The sequence below is a fragment of the Pseudomonas batumici genome (genome assembly GCF_000820515.1).
Lineage (GTDB): Bacteria > Pseudomonadota > Gammaproteobacteria > Pseudomonadales > Pseudomonadaceae > Aquipseudomonas > Aquipseudomonas batumici.
This window is the reverse complement of the sequence record NZ_JXDG01000058.1, coordinates 204,402-226,982: the sequence shown is the minus strand read 5'-3', so window position 1 is coordinate 226,982 and position 22,581 is coordinate 204,402. Positions and strand designations below refer to the sequence as shown.

Sequence of the window (22,581 nt, the reverse complement as noted above, 5' to 3'; positions counted from 1 at the left end):
CTTCCCGACCAAGGGTTGATTGCCATTCCCACGGGCCATCGCTAAAGTGACGGCCCGTTTTTGTTACCTCGCTAACGAAATTATGACGCCCCTAGAACGATATCAAGCTGATCTGAAACGCCCCGAGTTCTTTCACGACGCGGCCCAGGAAACGGCTGTGCGCCATTTGCAGCGCCTGTACGACGACCTGATCGCGGCCTCGCAGAACAAGCCGGGCCTGCTCGGCAAACTGTTCGGCAAGAAAGACCAGGTGCCGGTCAAGGGCCTGTATTTCTGGGGCGGCGTGGGGCGTGGCAAGACCTACCTGGTGGACACCTTCTTCGAAGCGCTGCCGTTCAAGGAAAAGACCCGCACGCACTTCCACCGCTTCATGAAGCGTGTGCACGAAGAAATGAAGACCCTGAGCGGCGAGAAAAACCCGCTGACCATCATTGCCAAGCGCTTTGCCGCCGAGACCCGGGTGATCTGTTTCGACGAATTCTTCGTTTCCGACATCACCGACGCGATGATTCTCGGCACCTTGATGGAGGAGCTGTTCAAGAACGGCGTGACCCTGGTGGCCACTTCGAACATCGTGCCGGACGGCTTGTACAAGGACGGCCTGCAACGTGCGCGCTTCCTGCCGGCCATCGCCCTGATCAAGCAGAACACCGAGATCGTCAACGTCGACAGCGGTGTCGACTATCGCCTGCGTCACCTGGAGCAGGCCGAGCTGTTCCACTTCCCGCTGGACGAAGCGGCTCACGAGAGCCTGCGCAAGAGCTTCCGGGCGTTGACGCCGGAATGCACCCAGGCCGTTGAGAACGACGTGCTGATGATCGAGAACCGCGAGATCCGTGCGCTGCGTACCTGTGATGACGTGGCCTGGTTCGACTTCCGCGCACTGTGCGACGGTCCGCGCAGCCAGAACGACTACATCGAGCTGGGCAAGATCTTCCACGCCGTGTTGCTCAGCGGTGTGGAGCAGATGAGCGTCGCCACTGACGACATCGCCCGTCGCTTCATCAACATGGTCGACGAATTCTACGACCGCAACGTCAAGCTGATCATCTCGGCGGAAGTGGAACTCAAGGATCTCTACTCCGGCGGGCGTTTGAACTTCGAGTTCCAGCGCACCCTGAGCCGCTTGCTGGAAATGCAGTCCCACGAGTTCCTGTCGCGGGCGCACAAGCCTTAAGCGATACCCGGCGCGGCCGGCCACGAGCCGCGCGGTGTTCAGGATGCGGGGAAGGTCAACACTTCTCCGTCCCTGGGGATCCGCAGGCGTGCCTCGACGCCGGCCAACTGCGCCGCATCGGCCAGCGACCGGCGTGTCACGGGGCAGTGGCTGAGGGCTTCCAGGTGATTGGCGATCACCTGGCCCGCTGACAGCCGGGTGAATTCGATGACCTCTTCGATGCCCATGATGATCTCCCCTCCCAGATCGAAGTGTGCACCGCCCGCCGGCACGACGGACAGCTGCGGCCGATGCTCGGCAACGAACGCCTTGACGGCGGGTGTGAGCAGGGTGTCGCCGCTCAGGTAGAGGCTGGGCTCGCCCGGCATTTCAATCAGATAACCCACCCCATGTTCCATCAGCTTGCCGACCAGTCCTTGCCCGTGGGTGCAGCGTACCGTGCGAATCCGGCCGTCAAGGAAGGGGCTGGGGTGTTCGTGGTCGCTGGGCAACGGCTGCACATTCAAGTCATGGGTGGCCAGGTAGGCGGCGTCGTGGGGCGTGCAGATCACCGGCGTGCCGGTATCGCGCAGCCACTTTTTCGCGGCGCGATCCAGGTGATCGAAGTGACCTTTCTGGCAGTGGGTGATCAGACAATGGGTCACCGACTGCAGTGCCGCCGTTGCCGCGTCCGGCAAGTCGACCAAGGGGTTGCGCTGCCTGGCGCTGAATACCCGCAAGGGTGGTAGGGAGCGTTTTCGCGCCAGCATCGGGTCGACCAAAATACGGTGACGGCCAAACTCCAGGATAATCGTCGCATTGCGTAGCTGATGAATGTGCATGGTCATACCTCGGTAGAGAGGCTGCATTGTGTCCGGCCGGGCCATCACGCAGAATGGCAGGATTGGACATAATGGATTCTGTTTCTGCCATGCACCGCCCCCTTCGAATCGGTTTGCTTCTTTATCCCGGCTGCATACCGGCGGGGCTGTTGGCCTTTGCCGATTTGCTGCGCGCGGCCAATCGTCGTGCCGGGCAAGAACGCTTTGAAACGGTATTTGTCGCCTTGCAGGCGGGTACGGTGGCGTGTGCCGAGGGCTTGTCGCTGCTGGTGTCCGGGAGCCTGGCGGAGGCTGATGTCGATGCGCTGCTGGTCGCCGGTTTCTGGGCCGAGTCGTCCCAGCAGGTGGAGAAAGTCGTGGGCGACAACCAGGCATTGGTATCGGCCCTGTCGGCCTGTTCGAAGCAGATGCAGTTATGGAGTTACTGCACGGGTGTCTGCCTGATCGCCGCGAGCGGGCGCCTGGATGGCCAGGCGTCGACGGTGACATGGTGGTTGGCCGGCGCCATGGCCCAGCGTTATAGGAAAGTGAATTGGCAAAGCGAGCGTCACTGCGTGATCAACCCGTTGACCGCGACGGCGTCCGGAGTGAATGGTTATCTGCCGATTGCGCAGGCGTTGATCGAACGGGCTATCGGCGAGGAAATGTTTCACGACCTGGCCAAGCTGATGGTGCTGGCGCGTCCGGTCCAGGCTCACCCGGCCTTTGCGGCCATGAGCCTGATCGAGCAGTCCAGTCCTCTGCTGCGCCAGTTGCACAGGTGTGTCGAGAAATCGCCGGCGGAGCAGATCACCGTGCAGCGGCTGGCGGAGCAGCTCAGCCTGTCCCCGCGGACCTTGGCGCGAAAGGTCAGTGCCGAGACGGGCATGGCCGTGGCGGCTTATGCCCGCTGTATCAAGCTCAACCAGGTCAGCGAGCGGTTGATGCTGACGTCCGCGGCGGTCAATACCATCAGCGCCGACCTGGGTTTCAGCAGTGATTCCAACCTGCGTCGGATGTTCAAGGAACTGACCGATTTGACCCCGCTTGAGTACCGGCAGCGGTTTGGGCGGGGCTGAAAAAACACCAGGGTGACGGTGCTCGCCTACTCGCCAAAGTGGCAGAGATAGTCGGGTAGCTCAGCGGTCCGCTGACTGCCAATCAGCAGCCACAACAGAATCCTCGCCTTGCGCGGACACAGGAACCCCGCCATCTGCGCGCCGCGCTCGATCAGGTCGATTTCACCGCCGATAAAACCGTAGGAACGGGTCGCCGTTGAACCGGCACCGGTGCGCGTGGCGATGACCACCGGCATTTTCAGCGCCAATGGCGTGATCGCCCGGGCCCAGCCTTCGCTGACGTGACCGGCGCCGAAACCGGCGATCACCAGGCCGTCGTAGCCCAGCTCCGGCAACTTCTCCAGTATCAGCGTATCGGCCGACAGCGACGCTTCGAGCAGGGCGATCCGTTGCCCGGTGCGCGTCGGTGGCGGCAAGGTTTTCCTCGGGGCCGGGGCGTGCAGGTAACGGACCGTGTTTTCGACGATCAGGCCGCTGGGGCCGAACAGCGGCGAACTGAAAGCCTCCAGTGCCAGGGCATCGGTCTTGCGCACGCGGCTCGCGCTGTGGATCTGGCCATTGATCACCACCTGGACGCCACGTCCGCGGCTGGTGCTCGCCAGGGCGACCAAGCCGGCCTGCAGCAGGTTTGCCGGGCCGTCGGCACTGATCTCGGCGGTCGAGCGCATGGCGCCGGTCAACACCAGCGGCTCATCGTGGTCCCAGAGCAGTTCGAAAAGGAACGCGGACTCCTCCAGGGTGTCGGTGCCCTGGGTGATCACCACACCGTTGGCGCCTTGTTCGACTTGGCGCCTGGCCCAGTCCAGTACGCCGAGCAGAAAGTCGAAGTCCAGCGAAGCGCTGGGTTGCAGGCACAAGGTCTCGACGTGGATCCGTGCCCGTGTGGCGAGCAGGGGCACCTGTTCCAGCAGGGTCTGGCCGTTGACGCTGGGGATCACGCCCTGGTCCGGATGGGCGGCTTGCATGCTGACAGTGCCGCCCAGGGCGGCGATGGAAAGTTGAGGCAGGGACATGGTGCTCTCGCTGATAGAGGTCGGGAAGAGGCTCAATGTCGATCCGACTGGGATTTGAATGCAATGTTGAACCTGTAGGAGCCGGCTTGGTGCGGGCGGCGTTCCGACGATGGGGCCCTTGAGTCTTGCAGCGTCTATTCGGACGCCATCGCCGGCAATCGAGCGTCGACCGGCCGTTCCTACAAGATCCGTGTCAGCCAGCCGATCAAGGGAACGATCAGTAGCGTACTGAGCGCCATCGACAGCACATTACCGATGTACGGGTGCATGTGCCCGGGAACCCGCCGCGACAGGGCGACGGCCAGCGGCGGCGCGATCAGGGCGCCGAGCAGGGCGCTGACGATCACCACCAGTGCGCCGCCACCATGGACCAGCACGGCGGCCGGGGCGACCGAGACAATCGGGATGTAGGTCGGGTACCAACCCCGCGCCATCCATTGTCGCCGCCAGACCATCACGCCGATGGCCGAGGCCAGGGCCTGGGCCGCGAGTATCGGCAGCAACAGGTCCGAGCCGTAGACCGGTCCGGCGGAGTTGAGCCCGTAGGCCAGCAGGACCCCCAGCAGCAACCCCAGGCTCGCCCATTCATTCCCGAAGAACGGCGCTTCGGAAAAGTCGGCGAGTACCCGGCGCAGGCCCCAGATCAGCCCATGCCTGCCGGTTGGCTGAGCAGGCGCTGGCGCTGCGGCCACTGGCGCCTCGGGTTTCACCAGCACCGGCCAGTGCCGACAGAGGGTGAAAGCAATCACGCTGCCCATGGCCATTCCCAGCACATTGCCGATGACCGCCGGCAGGTTCAACGGATTGCAGACGAAATTGACCAGTAGCAGGCACAGCGGCGTCACCAGCAGCGCGCCCATGACGGCACCGTTGACGGCGATCCTCATGCCCGCGCCGAACAGCAACACGGTGGCGGCGGGCACGGAGACGAAGGCGGCGAAGGTCGGTTGCCAGCCATAACGGGGCACGGTCCAGCCCCACAGCAGGTTGCTCAACAGCAGGCCCAACAGCGAACTGCCGATCAGCCAGGGCCACAGGCCGCTGCCGTAGCAAATGGCAAAGCCCTGCCAGGCCTTGCCCCGGCGATGAGCCCAATGGGCCAGGCCGGCACCGGCCAGCAGGCCCAATGAGGCCAACTCATGCTTGTAGAACACCATTTCGCTGATATCGCCCATCACCCAGCGCAGCCAGGCACTGGGGGCGGGCAGGTTCTCCATCATGTGCAGGTAGCCGGCTCCGCCGAATGTATTGCCGAACAGCGTCAGCCAGGCAATCAGCAGAGCGGGCACGATCAGGCCCAGGATGAGCAGGCAGGCGAGCCGGCTCGGGTTGGAGGCATTGTTCATGTCGATGCCCCCTCAGCGCGGCAGGCCAGGGTGTCGGGTGTAGCCGAGCATGCCATCGTAGAGATCGATCCGGCGGTCCCTGGGCAGGTCGTTCAGGCTGTTCCAGATCGGCGCGCTGCGGGCGCTGGCCAGATCGATATCGGCGAACAGCACGGCCTCATCGACGGGCGAGGCCACCTTGCTGAGCGGCCAGCCGTTGGTTCCGGCGATCAGCGAGCAGCCGAGGAAGCGCTCGCCGCGATCGCTGCCGATGCGGTTGGCGGCGGCGATGAACACATTGTTGACGTGGGCGGCGGTGATGGTCAGGTAGGAGGCCATGCACTTGCCGGTCTCGTCGAACAGTGGCGGCGGGGTCCAGACCCAGTTGTTCAGGCTGCAGATGATATCGGCCCCTTGTTGGCTCAACAGCCGCGGTACTTCGGGAAACCAGATGTCCCAGCAGATCATTAGGCCGATCCGCCCGATGGGGGTGTCGAAGACCGGAAAACCCTGGTTCCCCGGGGTGAACCAGAGCTTCTCCTCATTCCACAGATGCGCCTTGCGGTACTTGCCGATAAAACCGTCCGGCCCGACCAGTACCGCCGTATCGAACAACTGCACGCCGTCACATTCGGCGACGCCGGCCGCCAGGTAAATCCGATGTTCTTGTGCGAATTTTATCCAGGCCTGCACGCTGGGCCCTGCCGGTACCGCTTCGGCATGGGCGAAAGCCTCCTGGCGGTTCTGGAAGCTATAGCCGGTATTGGCCAGTTCCGGCAGCACGATCAGGTCGGCACCGCCACGCATGGCCTGGCCCGCCAGCTCGAGGCTGCGGTCCAGGTTGTGCGGGGTGTGGGCCACACCGGCTTGGGGATCGAACTGCACGACGGCAACGCGGACGGGACTGACGGCGGGGCGGGATTCGTTCATTTGAGGTGCTCTCATTCTTGTTATTCAACCCGAATGGATTGATATGCCTATGAGAAGCCATTCAATGAATGATGTATGTCGGTTGCCCTCTGGTAAGTCAGTCGGGTATTTCCTAGCGCGATCTGGGAATGTTGAACGCTGTGGGTGGGTTGTTGGCAGGCGGTCGTCCGCTGTATTCGGGGTAGTGGTCCAGGCTGAAGCCGCCATTGAACTGTGCGCCGGTGCGTTGGCACAGGTGGATGGTGGCGTCGAGGGCGCCCCGCAGGCAGGGTTCGGTCCAGCCGGCGTCGACCGAGAAGGACTCGCCGCACAGGTAGAGGCCGGAGCGGGCGGCGTAGTGGCGGTTGTAGTTCATCAGGTCGATGGCCTCGTAATAGGTGCCGGGGCGGTAGAGTTTGGCGGCCCCCAGGGCGTTGCGATCACTCATCCAGCGATGCACCGCGGCCTTTTGCGTGTCGATATAAGGCGAGATCCGCCGATTGATGTTGCTGGCGTGCAGCAGTATCCGATCCAGCTCGCCGACGCATTTGTCGACCAGTTCCTGGTCCGAAAACAGCGCGAGTTTGGTCGCGTCGTCCTCCCAGGTATAACTCAGCAGGATGCAGTCGTAAGGGTAGGTGTCGTTGTAGCGGTAGGTGTACATGTCATGGATCAGGCTGTCGGTGACCAGCGCCTGGGGGATGCCGTGGGGCTCGGAGAAAAAGGTTTTTTTCAGCGGTGCAAACACCTTGCAGCTGGTTTCCCAGTGGGCGGTCTTGTAGGCGCTGCGGATGTGGAACGGCAGCATCTGTTCGTCGAACCCCCTGAGCTCCAGGGTGGTTTCAATCAGCCAGGACGGCAGGGTGAGAATCACCGAGTCGAACAGCTCGCTGCGCTGCTCGCGCCGCTGCGGATCGCTCCATTGCCAGGCATAGTCAACGCGAATCTGCTGGTTGGGCAGTTTGCTCAGGCCGTTGACCTGGGCCTGGGTGGCGAACCCGGCGCCGCGCTGTCGGCAATGTTCATAGAAGGACAGGCCGCTTTTTTCCACCGGCATGAACAGCAGGCATTCGTCCAGGGCGGCGACGCCCAGGTAGCGTGGGGCGTCGAAGGCCAGGCCGTTGCTGTCGAGCAGCGTGCCGGCCTGCAGGTGAGGCGAGGGCAGTGGATCGCCGCGTTCATCGACACGGCCGTGCATCAATTGCAGGCGATGGCTGAAGCCGAAGATCGCGGTGCGGATCGGGTACAGGCTGCAGGCGTCGTAGAACGCGCCCCAACTGCCGTCGCCGATACCGATGGCATAGAAGATCGCCGACTCTTCGGCACTCATGCCCACGCCGCCAAAGTTGCCCGGGTCGTCCGCTTGCCAGTGGCTGATGGCCGGCAGGCTGACGAGGTTGCGAAACGACAGGCTTTCATAACGCTGGACAATGGCCGACCACAGGCTTTCCCAACCCTCGCTGGCGTAGTGGGCCTGGACCTGGCGGGTCATGCGTTCGGCGAAGAGGCGCCATTTTTCGTGGACCTGTTTCAGCAGTTTTCCCGGTGGCGGGGTCTGGCCGTCCTGGTTGTCCCAGATCAGCATCCGCGGTGTGTCCTGACCCTCCAGGAGACCGTCGCGCAGAAAGATCCCGGTGCTGCTGACCTGGGCGCTGCCCGGGTTGGCGAAGTCCGAAAGGCGCAGGTCGAACCGCTGGGTGTAGTGCGCCAGCACGGAGCGCCCCTGCAGCGGCGTTTCGTCCGCGCGGTTGAAGTAGGGCAGGCGCATCGCGCCCATTTCGAAGGGCGTGGAACCGCGGGTGGCGGGCTGGCTTCTGTCGATCACGGTCAGGTGCCGGCCGCCGATTCGGCGGGATTGTTCGAGCAGGGTGATGTCGGTGAAGCCGCAGCGCAGCAACTCGTGGGCCGCCGTGAGGCCGGTGACGCCGGCACCGATGATGCAGATCCGGTGGGACTTGTCCGTGGCACGGGCGACGCCGCCGGGCTGCTCGACCAGTCGGCGATAGTCGAAGCACAGGTCCGGCGGATTGGGGAAGCGGGCGCGCCAGGCGCGGTTGTGTTCCACCGTCGGTGCAGGAAAAGAGGGCTGCTGTTGGGCCAATCCAATAGGCATGGTCGACGCTCCTTGTCAGTGGCAATCGGTAGTGATTGCCGGAGCGAGTCTACGAAGGCGAGGGCAGGGCGCTGTGGTAATTAATTATGCAAGGTCGTGCGCCTCTTTCGGCTAGGGTCGAAAGAGGCGCACGGGCTTCAAGCCGCTTGTTGGAACTGCTGGCGATACTGGTTGGGCGACAGCTCGGTATGCTGACGGAACAATCGGGCAAAGAAGCTGGCATCGTCATAGCCAACTTCGTAGCTGATGGTCTTGATGCTCTTGCGCGAGCCCGACAGCAGGCCCTTGGCGGTCTCGATGCGTAAGCGCTGCAGGTAGTGCAATGGCTTGTCGCCAGTGGCGGTCTGGAACCGGCGCATGAAGTTGCGAATGCTCATGCCGTGTTCCCGGGCGACATCCTCGAAGCGGAACTTGTCGGCGAAATGCTCTTCGAGCCATTGCTGGATCTGCAGGATGATCACGTCCTGATGCAGCTTCTGGCCGCCGAAGCCGATACGTCCCGGGGCGTAGCTGCGCTGGACCTCATAAAGGATATCGCGGGCCACGGCCTGGGCGACGTTGGCCCCGCAGAAACGTTCGATCAGGTAGATGTAGAGGTCGCAGGCCGAGGTGGTGCCGCCGGCGCAGTAGAGGTTGTCGGCGTCGGTCAGGTGCTTGTCCTGGTTCAACTGGACGTTGGGGAAGCGCTCGCTGAAGGCATTGAAGAAGCGCCAGTAGGTGGTCGCCTCCTTGCCGTCCAGCAGGCCGGCCTCGGCCAGCCAGAACACCCCGGTGGCCTCGCCACAGAGCACGGCGCCGCGGGCATGCTGCTCGCGCAGCCAGGGCATGACTTGCGGGTAACGCCGGCACAGGGTATCGAAGTCGTCCCAGAAGGCGGGCAGGACGATCACGTCGGCATTTCCCAGGCCGCCGTCCACCGGCAGGATCACATCGCTGAAGCTGCACACCGGCTTGCCGTCGGGGCTGACCAGGCGTGTCTCGAAGGCCTTGGTGAGTCCGTGGCCGAGCTGCTTGCCGTAGCGCAGGCTGGCCAGGTGGAAGAAGTCCTTGGCTTGCATGAGGGTGGAAGCGAACACCCGATCGATAGCCAGGATGCTGACGCGCCGCAAGGGCGTGGAGAGTGGATTAGCCATAATTCCGTTGTTCTTATTAGGATAAAGTTCTTATAGGGGAAAGTGGTCAACTGACGGCTGGATCGTCTTATTTTTTGTCGCATGTGTCCAGTGTTACCCGGCAAAACACTGGCATAGGCTCTGTGGGCCAATCCCGGCTTCAATGTCCTTGCAGGTGCCCCCATGATCCCCAGAACCCTGTTCAGTTCCGAGCACGAGCTGTTTCGCAGCAGTGTGCGCAAGTTTCTCGAGCAGGAGGCGCTGCCCTTCCATGCACAGTGGGAAAAACGCGGCTATATCGACCGTGAGCTGTGGAACAAGGCGGGGGCGGCGGGCATGCTCTGCTCCCATCTGCCGGAGGCCTACGGCGGCATGGCGGCGGACTTTCTCTACAGCGCCGTGGTGATCGAGGAAATCAGCCGGCTGGGCTTGAGCGGCATTGGTTTTTCGCTGCACTCGGACATCGTCGCGCCTTATATCCTGCATTACGGCAGCGAGGCGCTGAAGCTCAAGTACCTGCCGAAGCTGGTGTCCGGCGAGATGGTCACGGCCATTGCGATGACCGAGCCGGGGGCCGGCTCCGATCTGCAAGGAGTGAAGACCACGGCGGTGCTGGACGGTGACGAGTATGTGCTCAACGGCTCGAAGACCTTTATCACCAACGGTTTTCTCGCTGACCTGGTGATCGTCGTCGCCAAGACCGATCCGAAAGCCGGGGCCAAGGGCACCAGCCTGTTCCTGGTCGAAGCCGATACGCCGGGGTTCGCCAAGGGCAAGCGCCTGGAAAAGGTCGGCATGAAGGCCCAGGACACGTCCGAGCTGTTTTTCCAGGATGTGCGGGTGCCCCGGGAAAACCTGCTGGGGCAGGCTGGAATGGGCTTCGCCTATCTGATGCAGGAGTTGCCCCAGGAGCGCCTGACAGTGGCGGTGGGTGGCCTGGCGTCGGCCGAGGCGGCGTTGCAGTGGACGCTGGAATACACCCGCGAGCGCAAGGCCTTTGGCAAATCCATTGCCGACTTTCAGAACACCCGCTTCAAGCTGGCGGAAATGGCCACCGAGATCCAGATCGGCCGGGTGTTCGTCGACCGCTGCCTGGAGTTGCATCTGCAGGGGCAGCTCGATGTGCCGACGGCGGCGATGGCCAAGTACTGGGGCACCGACCTGCAATGCAAGGTGCTCGACGAATGCGTGCAGTTGCACGGCGGCTACGGCTTCATGTGGGAATACCCGGTGGCCCGGGCCTGGGCGGATGCGCGGGTGCAGCGTATCTATGCCGGGACCAATGAGATCATGAAGGAGATCATTGCCCGGTCGCTTTGACGGGCATTTTGTAGGAGCAGCCGGTCGACGCTCGATTGCTCGCGATGGACGTCAACGATGACGCGGGAAACCTGATACCCCGCGGTGTCCCGACTACCATCGCGAGCAAGCTCGCTCCTACAAGGGAGGGGGTTACGGCGCCGGGTTCGGGTGGTCCTTGTGGATCGCCTCGATGCCCGCCAGCACTTCATCGGATAGTTTCAGGTCGATGCTGGCAATATTGCTGTCCAACTGCTCCAGCGTCGTCGCGCCAATGATGTTGCTGGTGACGAACGGTTGTTGGGTCACAAACGCCAGGGCCATCTGCGCCGGATCCAGGCCATGTTCGCGGGCCAGGGCGACATAGCGGCTGCAGGCCGCCTCCGATTGCGGGTTGAAGTAACGGCTGAAGCGGCTGTACAGGCTCAGGCGCGCCTTGTCCGGTCGTGCTCCGCCTTCATACTTGCCCGACAGGAAGCCGAACGCCATCGGCGAGTAGGCCAGCAGGCCGCACTGCTCGCGCAGGGCCACTTCCGCCAGGCCCACTTCGAAGCTGCGGTTGAGCAGGTTGTAGGGGTTCTGGATCGACACCGCCCGCGGCCAGCCGCGGCGCTCGGCCTCGAGCAGGAATTTCATGGTGCCCCACGGGGTTTCGTTGGACAGGCCGATATGGCGGATCTTGCCGGCCTTGACCTGCTCGTCCAGGGCTTCGAGGATCTCCTCGATCGGCGTGAAGCTTTCATCGGCCTTGTGCTTGTAGCCCAGTTGGCCAAAGAAATTGGTGCTGCGCTCCGGCCAGTGCAACTGGTAGAGGTCGATCCAGTCGGTCTGCAGGCGCTTGAGGCTGGCATCCAGGGCTTCGACGATATGCCGGCGGTTGTGCTTGAGCTGGCCGTCGCGGATATAGTTGATGCCATTGCCGGGACCGGCGATCTTGCTCGCCAGGATCCAGTCGGCACGGTCGCCGCGCTGCTTGAACCAGTTGCCGATCATGCGTTCGGTGCTGGCGTAGGTTTCGGCCTTGGGCGGCACCGGGTACATCTCTGCGGTGTCGATGAAATTGATGCCCGCGCTTTTCGCCCGTTCGATCTGGGCAAAGGCTTGATCCTGGGTGTTCTGCTCGCCCCAGGTCATGGTCCCCAGGCAAATTGCGCTCACGTTCAGATCGGTCCGGCCTAGCTGGCGGTATTCCATTGGCTGCTCCTGTGGGAAAGCACCCATAAAAGCAGGTTGAAATTTTTTTGGCAATCTGCATAATTGCGCACCTCTTTATGCAGTGGAAGTGATGCGCCGCCGCCAAAGAATCTTGCCGTTGAACGGACGCGCCGACCCGAGCCCCCGAAAGCGTCTGTATCCGGCTGCCTTTGACCTTGTCAAAGTACGCACTATTCAGTAAGATCCGCCGTCTTATTTACAGGCGGCCCCTGAGGCTATAAAGAATGAAAACTTTTACTGCTAAACCGGAAACAGTTAAGCGCGACTGGTTTATCGTCGACGCTGCCGGTCAGACCCTGGGTCGTCTGGCCACCGAAATCGCGAGCCGCCTGCGTGGCAAGCACAAGCCTGAGTACACTCCGCACGTCGACACCGGTGACTACATCGTTGTGATCAATGCTGAGCAGGTACGCGTTACCGGTGCTAAAACCACCGACAAAATGTACTACTCCCACTCCGGTTTCCCGGGCGGCATCAAGTCGATCAACTTTGAAAAGCTGATCGCCAAGGCCCCTGAGCGCGTGATCGAGACCGCGGTCAAAGGCATGCTGCCTAAGAACCCGCTGGGTCGCGACATGTACCGTAAGCTGAAAGTCTATGCGGGCGCTGCTCACCCTCATACTGCTCAGCAGCCCCAAGAACTGAAGATTTAACGGAATAGTTCATTATGTCGGCGACTCAAAATTACGGCACTGGCCGTCGCAAGACTGCAACCGCACGCGTTTTCCTGCGTCCGGGCACTGGCAACATCTCCATCAACAACCGCTCCCTGGACACGTTCTTCGGCCGCGAAACTGCCCGTATGGTCGTTCGCCAGCCGCTGGAACTGACTGAGACTGTCGAGAAGTTCGACATCTACGTCACCGTCATCGGTGGTGGTGTCAGTGGTCAAGCTGGCGCAATCCGCCACGGTATCACTCGCGCCCTGATGGACTACGACGAGACTCTGCGCAGCGCCCTGCGCAAAGCCGGCTTCGTAACCCGCGATGCTCGTGAAGTTGAACGTAAGAAAGTCGGTCTGCGTAAAGCGCGTAAGCGTCCGCAGTACTCGAAGCGTTAATTCGTTCTTCGTTCCAAAAGAAGCCCGGTTTCCTCGCGAAACCGGGCTTTTTTTATGGGCGAAATATTTTCCTGTGACAACTTGCCACATCCGTAGAGCCCCTATACTACAAGGCTTAGGGCAGGGTGGGCCGGGTAATTACCTTGTCATACGTGGGGCTTTTCATTACCATTCGGCAAAATTTTTATAAGTACAAAGTTTGACTTAGTAGATGCCTGATTTAACAGGCCACAAAGCTGATGGGAGAGGACTGAATGAGTAGCAATGACGGCGTGAATGCGGGCCGGCGTCGCTTCCTCGTAGCAGCCACATCCGTGGTAGGAGCTGCAGGAGCGGTGGGGGCTGCGGTCCCGTTCGTGGGGTCATGGTTTCCCAGTGCCAAGGCGAAAGCCGCAGGGGCACCGGTGAAGGTGAATATCAGCAAGGTCGAACCCGGGCAGCAGATGATTGCCGAGTGGCGAGGTCAGCCGGTGTTTATCGTGCGCCGTACCCCGGAGATCCTGGCAAATCTCAGCAAGATCGAGGGTCAATTGTCTGATCCCGAATCCAAGAGTTCCGTACAGCCCACCTATGTCGACCCGAAAAACCGGTCGATCAAGCCAGAGGTCCTGCTGCTGATCGGTATCTGCACCCACCTGGGGTGCTCACCGACATTCCGTCCGGAAGTGGCGCCCGCCGATCTGGGCAAAGACTGGGTCGGTGGCTATTTCTGCCCTTGCCACGGTTCCCACTACGATCTGGCTGGCCGCGTCTACAAGTCGCAACCCGCGCCTTTGAACCTGCCGGTTCCACCGCATTCCTATGAGTCCGACACGATCATTGTCGTTGGCGTCGATAAGGAGAAAGCGTGATGAGCAAGTTCATGGATTGGGTCGATGCACGTTTTCCCGCCACCAAGATGTGGGAAGACCACCTCAGCAAGTATTACGCTCCAAAAAACTTCAACTTCTTCTATTTCTTTGGCTCCCTGGCGCTGCTGGTGCTGGTCAACCAGATCGTCACCGGTGTCTGGCTGACCATGAGCTACACCCCGTCGGCGGAAGAGGCCTTCGCCTCCGTCGAATACATCATGCGCGACGTCGAGTACGGCTCGATCCTGCGCCTGCTGCACTCCACCGGCGCTTCGGCGTTCTTCATTGTGGTCTACCTGCACATGTTCCGTGGCCTGCTCTACGGTTCGTACCAGAAACCCCGTGAGCTGGTGTGGCTGTTCGGCATGCTGATCTACCTGGCGCTGATGGCCGAGGCCTTCATGGGCTACCTGCTGCCGTGGGGCCAGATGTCCTACTGGGGGGCCCAGGTGATCATCTCGCTGTTCGGCGCGATCCCGGTCATCGGCAACGACCTGACCCAGTGGATTCGTGGTGACTACCTGATTTCCGGGATTACCCTGAACCGCTTCTTCGCCCTGCACGTGGTGGCCTTGCCGATCGTGATCCTGGGCCTGGTGGTGCTGCACGTGCTGGCGCTGCACGAAGTCGGTTCGAACAACCCGGACGGCGTCGACATCAAGAAGCTCAAGGACGAAAACGGTGTGCCGCTGGATGGCATCGCCTTCCACCCGTACTACACCGTGAAGGACATCGTCGGCGTGGTGGTGTTCCTGTTCATCTTCTGTTCCATCGTGTTTTTCTTCCCGGAAATGGGGGGGTATTTCCTCGAAAAACCCAACTTCGAAGTGGCCAACGCGTTCAAGACGCCTGAGCACATCGCCCCGGTCTGGTACTTCACCCCGTTCTACGCGATCCTGCGGGCGGTTCCGGACAAACTCATGGGCGTCATGGCCATGGGCGCGTCGATCGCCGTGCTGTTCGTCCTGCCGTGGCTGGATCGTAGCCCGGTCAAGTCCATGCGCTACAAGGGCTGGCTGAGCAAGATCTGGTTGTGGGTGTTCTGCATCGCCTTCGTGACCCTCGGCTGGTTGGGCGTGATGCCGCCGACGCCGGAGCGTACGCTGCTGTCGCGGGTGTGCACCGTCCTGTATTTCGCCTACTTCATTCTGATGCCGTTCTATACCCGGCTCGAGAAGACCAAACCGGTTCCGGAAAGGGTGACTGGCTGATGAAAAAATTATTTGCAGTGTTGATGCTTGCGGCCCTGCCGCTCCTGTCTTTCGCCGCCGAGCATGGCGGTCCGGAACTTGAAAAAGTCGATATCGACGTTTCCGACAAGGCGGCCATGCAGGATGGTGCGCGGACCTTTGCCAACTATTGCATGGGTTGCCACAGTGCCAAGTTCCAGCGTTATGAGCGTGTCGCCGACGACCTGGGGATTCCCCATGACCTGATGCTCAAGAACCTGGTGTTCACCGGCGCCAAGATCGGCGACCACATGACCATCGGCATGCAGCCGGCTGACGCCAAGGCCTGGTTCGGGGCGGCACCGCCCGACCTGACCCTGGTTGCCCGTGTGCGCGGTACCGACTGGCTCTACGGCTACCTGCGGTCTTTCTACGAAGATCCGACGCGTCCCTGGGGCGTGAACAACAAGGTCTTCCCGAACGTCGGCATGCCTAACGTGCTGGTGGGGCTGCAGGGGCGTCAGGTGATCGGATGCAAGCAGGTTCAAATCGTCGAGGACGGCAAGAAGCAGTATGATCCGCTGACCGGTACGCCTTTGACCCATGAGGCGTGCGATCAGTTGACCATCGTGCCGAAAACCGGCGCCTTGAGCGAAGAGCAATTCGATGAGAAGGTCAAGAACCTGGTGACCTTCCTGGCCTACTCGGCCAACCCGGTGAAGCTGGAGCATCAGCGCATCGGTACCTACGTTTTGCTGTACCTGGCCTTCTTCTTCGTGTTCGCTTATCTGCTCAAGCGCGAATACTGGAAGGATGTGCACTGATAACGTTGTAATATAGCGGTCAATCGTGCGCGCCCAAGGGTGCCTCTGAAGATGTAGCAAGTGGGTACGGACGGGGTGGGGCCGGCAACGGTTTCACCCTGTCCGGCCTGCGGCTACGGGAGGCTTCCCTTGGGCGCGCGCGTTTTTCCGTTTCGACAAATTCAACAAGCGAGGAGGACCGCCATGGGCGTGACCAATCGGTTGGCCTGTTACTCCGACCCCGCCGACCACTATTCCCATCGGGTGCGCATCGTACTTGCAGAGAAGGGTGTCAGCGCCGAAATCATCAGTGTGGAGGCGGGGCGTCAGCCGTCGAAGCTGATCGAAGTGAACCCCTACGGCAGCCTGCCCACCCTGGTCGATCGTGACCTGGCGTTGTGGGAGTCGACGGTGGTGATGGAATATCTGGATGAGCGTTATCCGCATCCGCCGCTGCTGCCGGTTTATCCTGTGGCACGAGCCAACAGCCGTTTGTTGATCCATCGCATCCAGCGTGACTGGTGTGCGCTGGTGGATGTGATTCTGGATCCGCGCAGCAAGGAGCCGGCGCGTGTGCAGGCGCGCAAGGAGCTGCGTGAGAGCCTGACAGGGGCGTCACCGCTGTTTGCCGACAAGCCATTTTTCTTGAGTGCCGAGCAAAGTCTGGTGGACTGCTGCCTATTACCGATACTCTGGCGTCTACCGATTCTGGGTATTGAATTGCCGCGGCCCGCCAAGCCGTTGCTCGATTATATGGAGCGCCAGTTCGCGCGTGAGGCTTTCCAGGCAAGCCTGTCTGCTGTCGAACGCGATATGCGCTAAGGAGCTGTTTTATGAACTCCAGTCGCCCTTATTTGATTCGTGCCCTGTACGAATGGATAGTGGATAACGATTGTACGCCGCACATACTGGTCAACTCCGAGTATCCCTCGGTCCAGGTGCCGCAAGGTTTTGCCAGTGACGGACAAATCGTCTTGAACGTTTCCCCCAGTGCGGTGCGTCACTTGCACATGGACAACGAGGCGGTCAGCTTCGAAGGCCGTTTCGGGGGTGTGCCGCATACGCTTTACGTACCGATCAGCGCCATTCTCGGGATCTACGCCCGGGAGAATGGCCAGGGCATGGTCTTCGAGCTGGAAGCGCCCCTGGAGGGCGATGACGGGGTCGAGCCGGACGACGACGGTCCGCCGCCAGGTTCCGAGCCGCCGCGCCCCAGCGGTCGGCCAAGCTTGAAGGTGGTGAAGTAATAAAAAAGGCGACCCATCCGGGTCGCCTTTTTTTCGTCTGGATCGCAACCCTGTAGGAGCCGGCTTGCCGGCGATGGCGGCCGATCAGGCGATGCAAGGCTCACTGGCCTCATCGTCGGAACGCCGCCCGCAGCAAGCCGGCTCCCACAGTAGTTAGCGAATCAGTCGATGTACTCGAACAGCTTGACGATCTTCTGCACGCCGCTGACGCCCTGCACCAGGTTGGTAGCGCGATTGGCTTCATCCCGGGTGACCAGGCCCAGCAGGTAGACGATGCCGTTCTCGGTGACGACCTTGATGCGCGAGCCGGGAATGGCATTGTCGGCCAGCATCTGGGTCTTGATCTTGGTGGTCAGCCAGTTATCGCTGGTGCGTGCCGCCAGCGAGGACGGTTCGAGGACCTGCAGTTCGTTGTTGACCTTCTTCACCCGTTGGACCGCCGCCGCGGCCTGTTCGGCCTTGGCCTTGAGGTCTTCGCGAGGGGTCTGGCCGGCGAGCAGCACAATCCCGTTGTAGCTGGTGACGACAATGTGCGAGCCGTTTTCGAGGGCGGGGTCGGCCTTGGCGACGTTGACCGCGACCTTGGTGTCGATCAGCGAATCGTCGATCTTGCTGCCCAGGGTACGGGTGCCGCGATCATCGTTGATCGGTTCGTCGCGGGTGGCGGTCAGCACCGAACTGCAGCCGCTGAGGCCCAGGCACAGGGTCACGGCCAGCAGGCTAAGGCGATTGATGGTCATTCTTCACTCCCGAACAATTGGCTGTCGATCAGATCGCAGAGGCAATGGATCGCCAGCAGGTGGACTTCCTGAATACGTGCGGTGACGTTGGCTGGGACGCGAATCTCGACATCTTCAGGCAGCAGCAGGGAAGCCATACCGCCGCCATCGCGTCCCGTCAAGGCTACGACAATCATTTCGCGGTCATGTGCGGCCTGGATGGCCTGAATGATGTTGGCGGAGTTGCCGCTGGTGGAAATCGCCAGCAGGACGTCGCCCGGTTGGCCCAGGGCGCGGATCTGTTTGGAGAAGACTTCGTTGTAGCTGTAGTCGTTGGCGATCGAGGTGAGGGTCGAGCTGTCGGTGGTCAGGGCAATGGCCGGCAGGCTCGGTCGCTCGCGCTCGAAGCGGTTGAGCAGTTCCGAGGAAAAGTGCTGGGCATCGCCGGCGGAACCGCCGTTGCCGCAGGAGAGCATTTTGCCTTCGTTGAGCAGGGCATTGACCATGACCTGGCTGGCTTGCTCGATGTGAGGTGCAAGAACGTCCATCGCCTGCTGCTTGGTGTCGATACTGGCCTGGAAAAGCTGGCGAATTCGGGATTGCATATCCATCTATGTGACCTTAAGTAGGGCGGCTGGTCGAGCGCGGACCGGGTTTTCCCGGTGGCTGCCCGGCACAAGAATGTGCAGCCCGCAAAGCAAAGAGCAAAATCGGTGTGTGAAAAGAGACATCGGGCCGACAGCCTGGATCAGCTGTCGAAGGCATTCCGTAGCCAGTTCAACTGGGGCGCCGTCTCGACCGGGCCGTCTATGGCCACCACGTCGAAACGGCAAGGGCATTGGGCCCAGCGTGACTCGCGTTGCAGGAAATACTGCGCGGCGAATATTACTTTTTTGCGCTTGCGGGCATCGATGCTGCCCAGTGCGCCACCCCATTGGGTGTTTTTCCTGTAACGAACTTCGACGAATACTACTGTATCGCCGTCGAGCATGACCAGATCCAGCTCGCCCCGTTTACATGACCAGTTCTGCGCCAGCAGGCGCAGACCCTGTTGTTCAAGATGCCGCAGCGCGAGGCGCTCGGCATCCTTGCCATGTTCCAGATGGGCGGCTGGCGCCATCAGCGCGGCGTATCCGGCAGGCGCTGGACCTGGCCGCTGACGAACTGCGCCCAAGGCAGCTGGCGTTCGACCCGTTGCGCCGCGTCCATGCTCAGGCTGCCGGAGAGGCCGTCGATGCGGCTGTCGGGCAGGGCCTTGAGCTGGCCCAGGCGCGGAGCCAGGCGATAGGCGTCGACACCCATGGCGTACAGGCGACCGAGGGCGCCGCCGGCCTGCGGCCACTGTGCGGTGACCTGCCGGCGCAGCGGGTCGTTGGCGTCCAGCAGCCAGGGGGTTTCGCAGAAGCGAATGCCGTTCATGTCGTTGTACTGGTTCTGGTCACCGGTGGCGCTGAACACATGGGAGGTGGCGTATACCGGCACGTCACCGGCGTACTGGAAGTTCAGGGTCGGCTTGATCTGTTGCGCCTGCTGCGGAGTCGCGGCGAGGAAGATGAACTCGATGTCCTGGCGACGCGACGGCTGGGCGGCGACCTGGCCACCGACCGTGCTTTGCAGGCTCTTGGCGCGGCCTTCGCTCTGGCGCAGTTGGAACAGCTCGGCGATCTGCTGGGCCAGGGCGACCGGCTGGTCGACGCGCTCGATACCGACCACGGTGCCGCCGTTGGTTTCCCAGTTCTGACGGAAGGCCTTGAGGACGCGATCACCCCATTCGCCTTTCGGCACCATGACGGCAGCGCGGTGCAGGCCGTCGGCGCGGGCGCGACGGGCCACTTCGCGGGCTTCGTCTTCGGCGGCCAGGCCGAACTGGAACAGTTGTGCCGGGTTCTGCGCGCTTTCGCTGTAGTTCAGCGCCAGGGTGGTGATCGGCAGTTGCGGGCGAGCGCTGAGCTGCTTGACCAGTGGCTTCTCCAGCGGGCCGATCACCAGCTGCACGCCGGAGGCCTGGGCCTTGCGATAGAAGTCATCCAGGGAGCCGATGCGCGAGCTGTCGTAGAACTCGATGGCGGGTGGCTTCTGGCCGGCCTGTTGGGCCTGGTAGTGAGCGGCCATGAAGCCTTCACGCAGGGCCTTGCCTACCGAGGCCAGCGGGCCGTCCTGCGGCAGCAGCAGGGCAATCTTGCTCAGCGGCTGGCTGGCCAGTTCCTTGAGTTTCACCAATGCCAGCGGCAATTGCTGGGCGGCCGGGTGCTTGGGGTTCTGTGCGCGCCAGGTGTCGATGGCGGCCTGCTGCTGCTCCAGGGTGCCGGACGACTTCACCGCCCGCGCCAGGCTCAACCAGCCGCTGAGGTCGTCGTTGCCGGTGGGCTGCAACTGGTCGGTCGGCAGGGCCGCGATCAGTGCCCAGATGGCTTCATGGTTGTTCCTGGCCGCGTCGCCGCTGAGCAGCGGGGCGATGAAGATGCGCTCGCGGGCAGCGGCCAGGGTCTGGCCGTCGGCTTCGAGGGCGCGGGCGCGCACGGTCTGGGTACGCACCTGCAGGTCCACCGGGAGTTCGCCGAGGCGTTCCAGGCTCGGATGGCTCAAGGCGGTCAGTGCCGCCTTGGGCTGGTTGCGGGTCATGGCCAGTTCGGCCGCCAGGGTGCTGGCGTACACCTGTTGCGCCGGCTTGAGGGTGTTCAGGGGCACCTGCGCAAGAATCTGCGCGGCACGCCCGCTGTCTTTCTGGTGGTAGGCCAGGTCGGCAGCGCTCAGGCGCAGCATGGCGGCCTGTTCCGGTGTCTTGCTGGAGGCCGCCTGTTCGAGCAACTGCTCGATGCTGGCATTCGGGGTCCGTGGGAGTTCGCCAAGGCTGGAGGAGGGCGAGCTGGCGCAAGCCGCCAGCAGGGCAGCGAGGCAGAGGGCAGAGAACAGCCGCAGGCAAGCGATCATGTAGTGTTCCTGTTACTCGATCATATGAGCGTGGAATTGTACCCAAGCACTGGCCGGGGCGCGATGTTACTGGCGTGAAACGGTCAAATTAGGTCGTACAAAGCGTGTCGCGGCGCACGAATCGCGCGCTTGCCGGGCGTGCACCCGCCGTTGTGAAGCGTATCGGCAGGACGGCTACGCGCTACAATGGCGTTTTCGTTCTTCTCGAGGTGTGCGCTTTGACTGCTCCAGGTGCTTTGAATTCCGCTGTCGGCTCGCTTTATGTGGTGGCGACGCCCATTGGCAACCTGGATGACATCAGTGCGCGAGCCATGAAAGTGTTGCGCGAGGTGTCCCTGATTGCTGCGGAAGACACCCGCCACTCACTCAGATTGCTGCAGCACTTCGGGATTACGACACCGCTTGCGGCCTGTCACGAGCACAACGAACGTGACGAAGGCAGCCGTTTCATCGCCAGGTTACTGGCGGGTGAGGACGTGGCCCTGATTTCCGATGCGGGCACGCCGTTGATTTCCGATCCCGGTTATCACCTGGTGCGTCAGGCGCGGGCGGCAGGTGTCAGTGTAGTCCCGGTTCCCGGAGCTTGCGCGTTGATCGCCGCGCTCTCGGCGGCCGGTCTGCCTTCCGACCGTTTCATCTTCGAAGGTTTCCTGCCGGCCAAGGCGGCGGGGCGGCGCGCGCGCCTGGAGTTGCTGAAGGAAGAGCCGCGCACGCTGATCTTCTATGAGGCACCGCATCGGATTCTCGAATGCCTGCAGGATCTGGAGGCGGTCTTCGGCGCCGAGCGCCCGGCGCTGCTGGCCCGCGAACTGACCAAGACCTTCGAAACCCTCAAGGGCTTGCCCCTGAGTGAGCTGCGCGCCTTTGTCGAGGTGGACGCCAACCAGCAGCGCGGCGAGTGCGTGGTGCTGGTCGCCGGCTGGACGGCGCCGGAAAACGACGACGCGGTCGGTAGCGAGGCGCTGCGTATCCTCGACCTGTTGCTCCAGGAGATGCCGCTCAAGCGGGCCGCGGCCCTGGCGGCGGAGATCACCGGGGTGCGCAAGAACCTGCTGTACCAGGTGGCGCTGGATCGGCAGAAAAATGCCTGACTGATCCGGGTGTGGGTTGGATCCTATCAAGGTGTGGGATCCGTCCTGGCAGTGTTTGCCAGGACAGCGCCGACCCGCGCAACGCCTTTAAAGCTTGTCCTTCAGGGCATGTGTCGGTAACCTTCGCAGCGGAGAGTCGATTGGACAGTCGCTGCCCCCTATGAAAATTAGGGGGGGGAGGAAAGTCCGGGCTCCATAGGGCGGAGTGCCAGGTAATGCCTGGGAGGCGTGAGCCTACGGAAAGTGCCACAGAAAATAACCGCCTAAGCGCTTCGGCGCCGGTAAGGGTGAAAAGGTGCGGTAAGAGCGCACCGCACGACTGGCAACAGTTCGTGGCTAGGTAAACCCCACTCGGAGCAAGACCAAATAGGGTTCCTAGGCGTGGCCCGCGCTGGAACCGGGTAGGTTGCTAAAGATGTCCAGTGATGGCCATCGTAGAGGAATGACTGTCCTCGACAGAACCCGGCTTACAGATCGACTCTCCACCTCTTTCCTTCCCTGCACGCAATCGCTGGCAGAAGCGCATTTGTAATACCGAAAAAATCTTACTCTTGATAAATCACTTTAACTTCCACGCTCAAGATTCTCAGGGTGTTGAAGTTCGTCTCCAGAAACACTCTCCCGATTGTCGAAATACCCCCCTTTATGCTCCTAAATCTCCGTTCTGT

22 protein-coding genes and 1 other RNA gene are annotated in these 22,581 nt (G+C 61.9%); 12 read left to right on the top strand and 11 right to left on the bottom strand.

Annotation, left to right across the window (positions count from 1 at the left end; genetic code table 11):
- Nucleotides 1-82 precede the first annotated feature (82 nt).
- On the top strand, nt 83-1,177 hold the full coding sequence (gene zapE / locus UCMB321_RS22685) for a cell division protein ZapE (RefSeq protein ID WP_040070789.1): 1,095 nt from the start codon (nt 83-85) through the stop codon (nt 1,175-1,177).
- A 38-nt stretch (nt 1,178-1,215) separates the two neighbouring features.
- Here zapE and UCMB321_RS22680 read toward each other — a convergent pair whose 3' ends face one another.
- Nucleotides 1,216-1,998 (bottom strand): MBL fold metallo-hydrolase, encoded by a 783-nt coding sequence (locus UCMB321_RS22680; protein WP_040070848.1) that lies wholly within the window; start codon nt 1,996-1,998, stop codon nt 1,216-1,218.
- 71 nt (nt 1,999-2,069) lie between these two features.
- Here UCMB321_RS22680 and UCMB321_RS22675 point away from each other — a divergent pair, with 71 nt between their 5' ends.
- Nucleotides 2,070-3,056: a GlxA family transcriptional regulator gene (locus UCMB321_RS22675; RefSeq protein ID WP_245220840.1), complete on the top strand. Its 987-nt coding sequence runs from the start codon at nt 2,070-2,072 to the stop codon at nt 3,054-3,056.
- Nucleotides 3,057-3,082: 26 nt separating this feature from the next.
- Here UCMB321_RS22675 and UCMB321_RS22670 read toward each other — a convergent pair whose 3' ends face one another.
- From UCMB321_RS22670 to UCMB321_RS22650, 5 genes are all read right to left on the bottom strand, one after another.
- Nucleotides 3,083-4,069: an asparaginase gene (locus UCMB321_RS22670; RefSeq protein ID WP_040070786.1), complete on the bottom strand. Its 987-nt coding sequence runs from the start codon at nt 4,067-4,069 to the stop codon at nt 3,083-3,085.
- 179 nt (nt 4,070-4,248) lie between these two features.
- Nucleotides 4,249-5,415, bottom strand: a complete 1,167-nt coding sequence (locus tag UCMB321_RS22665; protein WP_040070784.1) for a hypothetical protein — start codon at nt 5,413-5,415, stop codon at nt 4,249-4,251.
- Between the two features lie 12 nt (nt 5,416-5,427).
- Nucleotides 5,428-6,324: a nitrilase family protein gene (locus UCMB321_RS22660; protein ID WP_040070782.1), complete on the bottom strand. Its 897-nt coding sequence runs from the start codon at nt 6,322-6,324 to the stop codon at nt 5,428-5,430.
- A 112-nt stretch (nt 6,325-6,436) separates the two neighbouring features.
- A complete protein-coding gene (locus tag UCMB321_RS22655; protein ID WP_052451342.1) occupies nt 6,437-8,416 on the bottom strand; it encodes a flavin monoamine oxidase family protein in 1,980 nt (659 codons plus the stop codon).
- Nucleotides 8,417-8,553: 137 nt separating this feature from the next.
- Nucleotides 8,554-9,450, bottom strand: a complete 897-nt coding sequence (locus UCMB321_RS22650; RefSeq protein WP_209437201.1) for a GlxA family transcriptional regulator — start codon at nt 9,448-9,450, stop codon at nt 8,554-8,556.
- A gap of 261 nt (nt 9,451-9,711) precedes the next feature.
- On the opposite strand from UCMB321_RS22650, the gene UCMB321_RS22645 reads away from it, so the two are divergent.
- Nucleotides 9,712-10,848 (top strand): acyl-CoA dehydrogenase family protein, encoded by a 1,137-nt coding sequence (locus tag UCMB321_RS22645; protein WP_040070780.1) that lies wholly within the window; start codon nt 9,712-9,714, stop codon nt 10,846-10,848.
- A 132-nt stretch (nt 10,849-10,980) separates the two neighbouring features.
- On the opposite strand, the gene UCMB321_RS22640 is transcribed toward UCMB321_RS22645, so the two are convergent.
- Nucleotides 10,981-12,021 (bottom strand): NADP(H)-dependent aldo-keto reductase, encoded by a 1,041-nt coding sequence (locus UCMB321_RS22640; RefSeq protein WP_040070778.1) that lies wholly within the window; start codon nt 12,019-12,021, stop codon nt 10,981-10,983.
- 245 nt (nt 12,022-12,266) lie between these two features.
- Between UCMB321_RS22640 and rplM the strand changes: the two genes are divergently transcribed.
- The 7 genes from rplM (at nt 12,267) to UCMB321_RS22605 (ending at nt 17,172) form a co-directional block, all read left to right on the top strand.
- Nucleotides 12,267-12,695 (top strand): 50S ribosomal protein L13, encoded by a 429-nt coding sequence (gene rplM / locus UCMB321_RS22635; RefSeq protein WP_040070777.1) that lies wholly within the window; start codon nt 12,267-12,269, stop codon nt 12,693-12,695.
- 14 nt (nt 12,696-12,709) lie between these two features.
- Nucleotides 12,710-13,102 carry a 30S ribosomal protein S9 gene (gene rpsI / locus UCMB321_RS22630; RefSeq protein WP_007956794.1) on the top strand — a complete coding sequence of 131 codons (393 nt, stop codon included), beginning with the start codon at nt 12,710-12,712 and terminating at the stop codon, nt 13,100-13,102.
- Nucleotides 13,103-13,356: 254 nt separating this feature from the next.
- Nucleotides 13,357-13,953, top strand: a complete 597-nt coding sequence (petA, locus tag UCMB321_RS22625; protein ID WP_040070775.1) for a ubiquinol-cytochrome c reductase iron-sulfur subunit — start codon at nt 13,357-13,359, stop codon at nt 13,951-13,953.
- Nucleotides 13,953-15,164 (top strand): cytochrome b, encoded by a 1,212-nt coding sequence (locus tag UCMB321_RS22620; protein WP_040070774.1) that lies wholly within the window; start codon nt 13,953-13,955, stop codon nt 15,162-15,164. The genes petA and UCMB321_RS22620 overlap by 1 nt, the downstream gene beginning before the upstream one ends.
- Nucleotides 15,164-15,946 carry a cytochrome c1 gene (locus tag UCMB321_RS22615; RefSeq protein ID WP_040070773.1) on the top strand — a complete coding sequence of 261 codons (783 nt, stop codon included), beginning with the start codon at nt 15,164-15,166 and terminating at the stop codon, nt 15,944-15,946. The genes UCMB321_RS22620 and UCMB321_RS22615 overlap by 1 nt, the downstream gene beginning before the upstream one ends.
- A gap of 183 nt (nt 15,947-16,129) precedes the next feature.
- Nucleotides 16,130-16,747: a glutathione S-transferase N-terminal domain-containing protein gene (locus UCMB321_RS22610; protein WP_040070771.1), complete on the top strand. Its 618-nt coding sequence runs from the start codon at nt 16,130-16,132 to the stop codon at nt 16,745-16,747.
- An 11-nt stretch (nt 16,748-16,758) separates the two neighbouring features.
- Entirely contained in the window at nt 16,759-17,172 is a 414-nt protein-coding gene (locus tag UCMB321_RS22605; RefSeq protein WP_040070770.1) for a ClpXP protease specificity-enhancing factor, read from the top strand.
- A 161-nt stretch (nt 17,173-17,333) separates the two neighbouring features.
- Here UCMB321_RS22605 and UCMB321_RS22600 read toward each other — a convergent pair whose 3' ends face one another.
- The 4 genes from UCMB321_RS22600 to UCMB321_RS22585 all read right to left on the bottom strand — a co-directional run bounded on the left by UCMB321_RS22600 (nt 17,334) and on the right by UCMB321_RS22585 (nt 20,822).
- Entirely contained in the window at nt 17,334-17,912 is a 579-nt protein-coding gene (locus UCMB321_RS22600) for a BON domain-containing protein (protein WP_040070769.1), read from the bottom strand.
- Nucleotides 17,909-18,502, bottom strand: coding sequence for a phosphoheptose isomerase (locus tag UCMB321_RS22595; protein WP_040070768.1), 594 nt, complete (start codon nt 18,500-18,502; stop codon nt 17,909-17,911). Before UCMB321_RS22595 ends, UCMB321_RS22600 begins: the two co-directional genes overlap by 4 nt.
- A gap of 137 nt (nt 18,503-18,639) precedes the next feature.
- Complete coding sequence (locus UCMB321_RS22590; RefSeq protein ID WP_040070766.1) at nt 18,640-19,011, bottom strand: YraN family protein; 372 nt, start codon at nt 19,009-19,011, stop codon at nt 18,640-18,642.
- The gene (locus UCMB321_RS22585; protein WP_040070765.1) at nt 19,011-20,822 is read right to left on the bottom strand and encodes a penicillin-binding protein activator; all 1,812 of its coding nucleotides are present in this window, start codon (nt 20,820-20,822) and stop codon (nt 19,011-19,013) included. Before UCMB321_RS22585 ends, UCMB321_RS22590 begins: the two co-directional genes overlap by 1 nt.
- A gap of 236 nt (nt 20,823-21,058) precedes the next feature.
- On the opposite strand from UCMB321_RS22585, the gene rsmI reads away from it, so the two are divergent.
- Together rsmI and rnpB are read left to right on the top strand one after the other, a co-directional pair.
- Nucleotides 21,059-21,913 (top strand): 16S rRNA (cytidine(1402)-2'-O)-methyltransferase, encoded by an 855-nt coding sequence (rsmI, locus tag UCMB321_RS22580; protein WP_040070764.1) that lies wholly within the window; start codon nt 21,059-21,061, stop codon nt 21,911-21,913.
- A gap of 132 nt (nt 21,914-22,045) precedes the next feature.
- An RNA gene (gene rnpB / locus UCMB321_RS29590) (RNase P RNA component class A) lies at nt 22,046-22,399 on the top strand.
- The last annotated feature ends 182 nt before the right edge of the window (nt 22,400-22,581 follow it).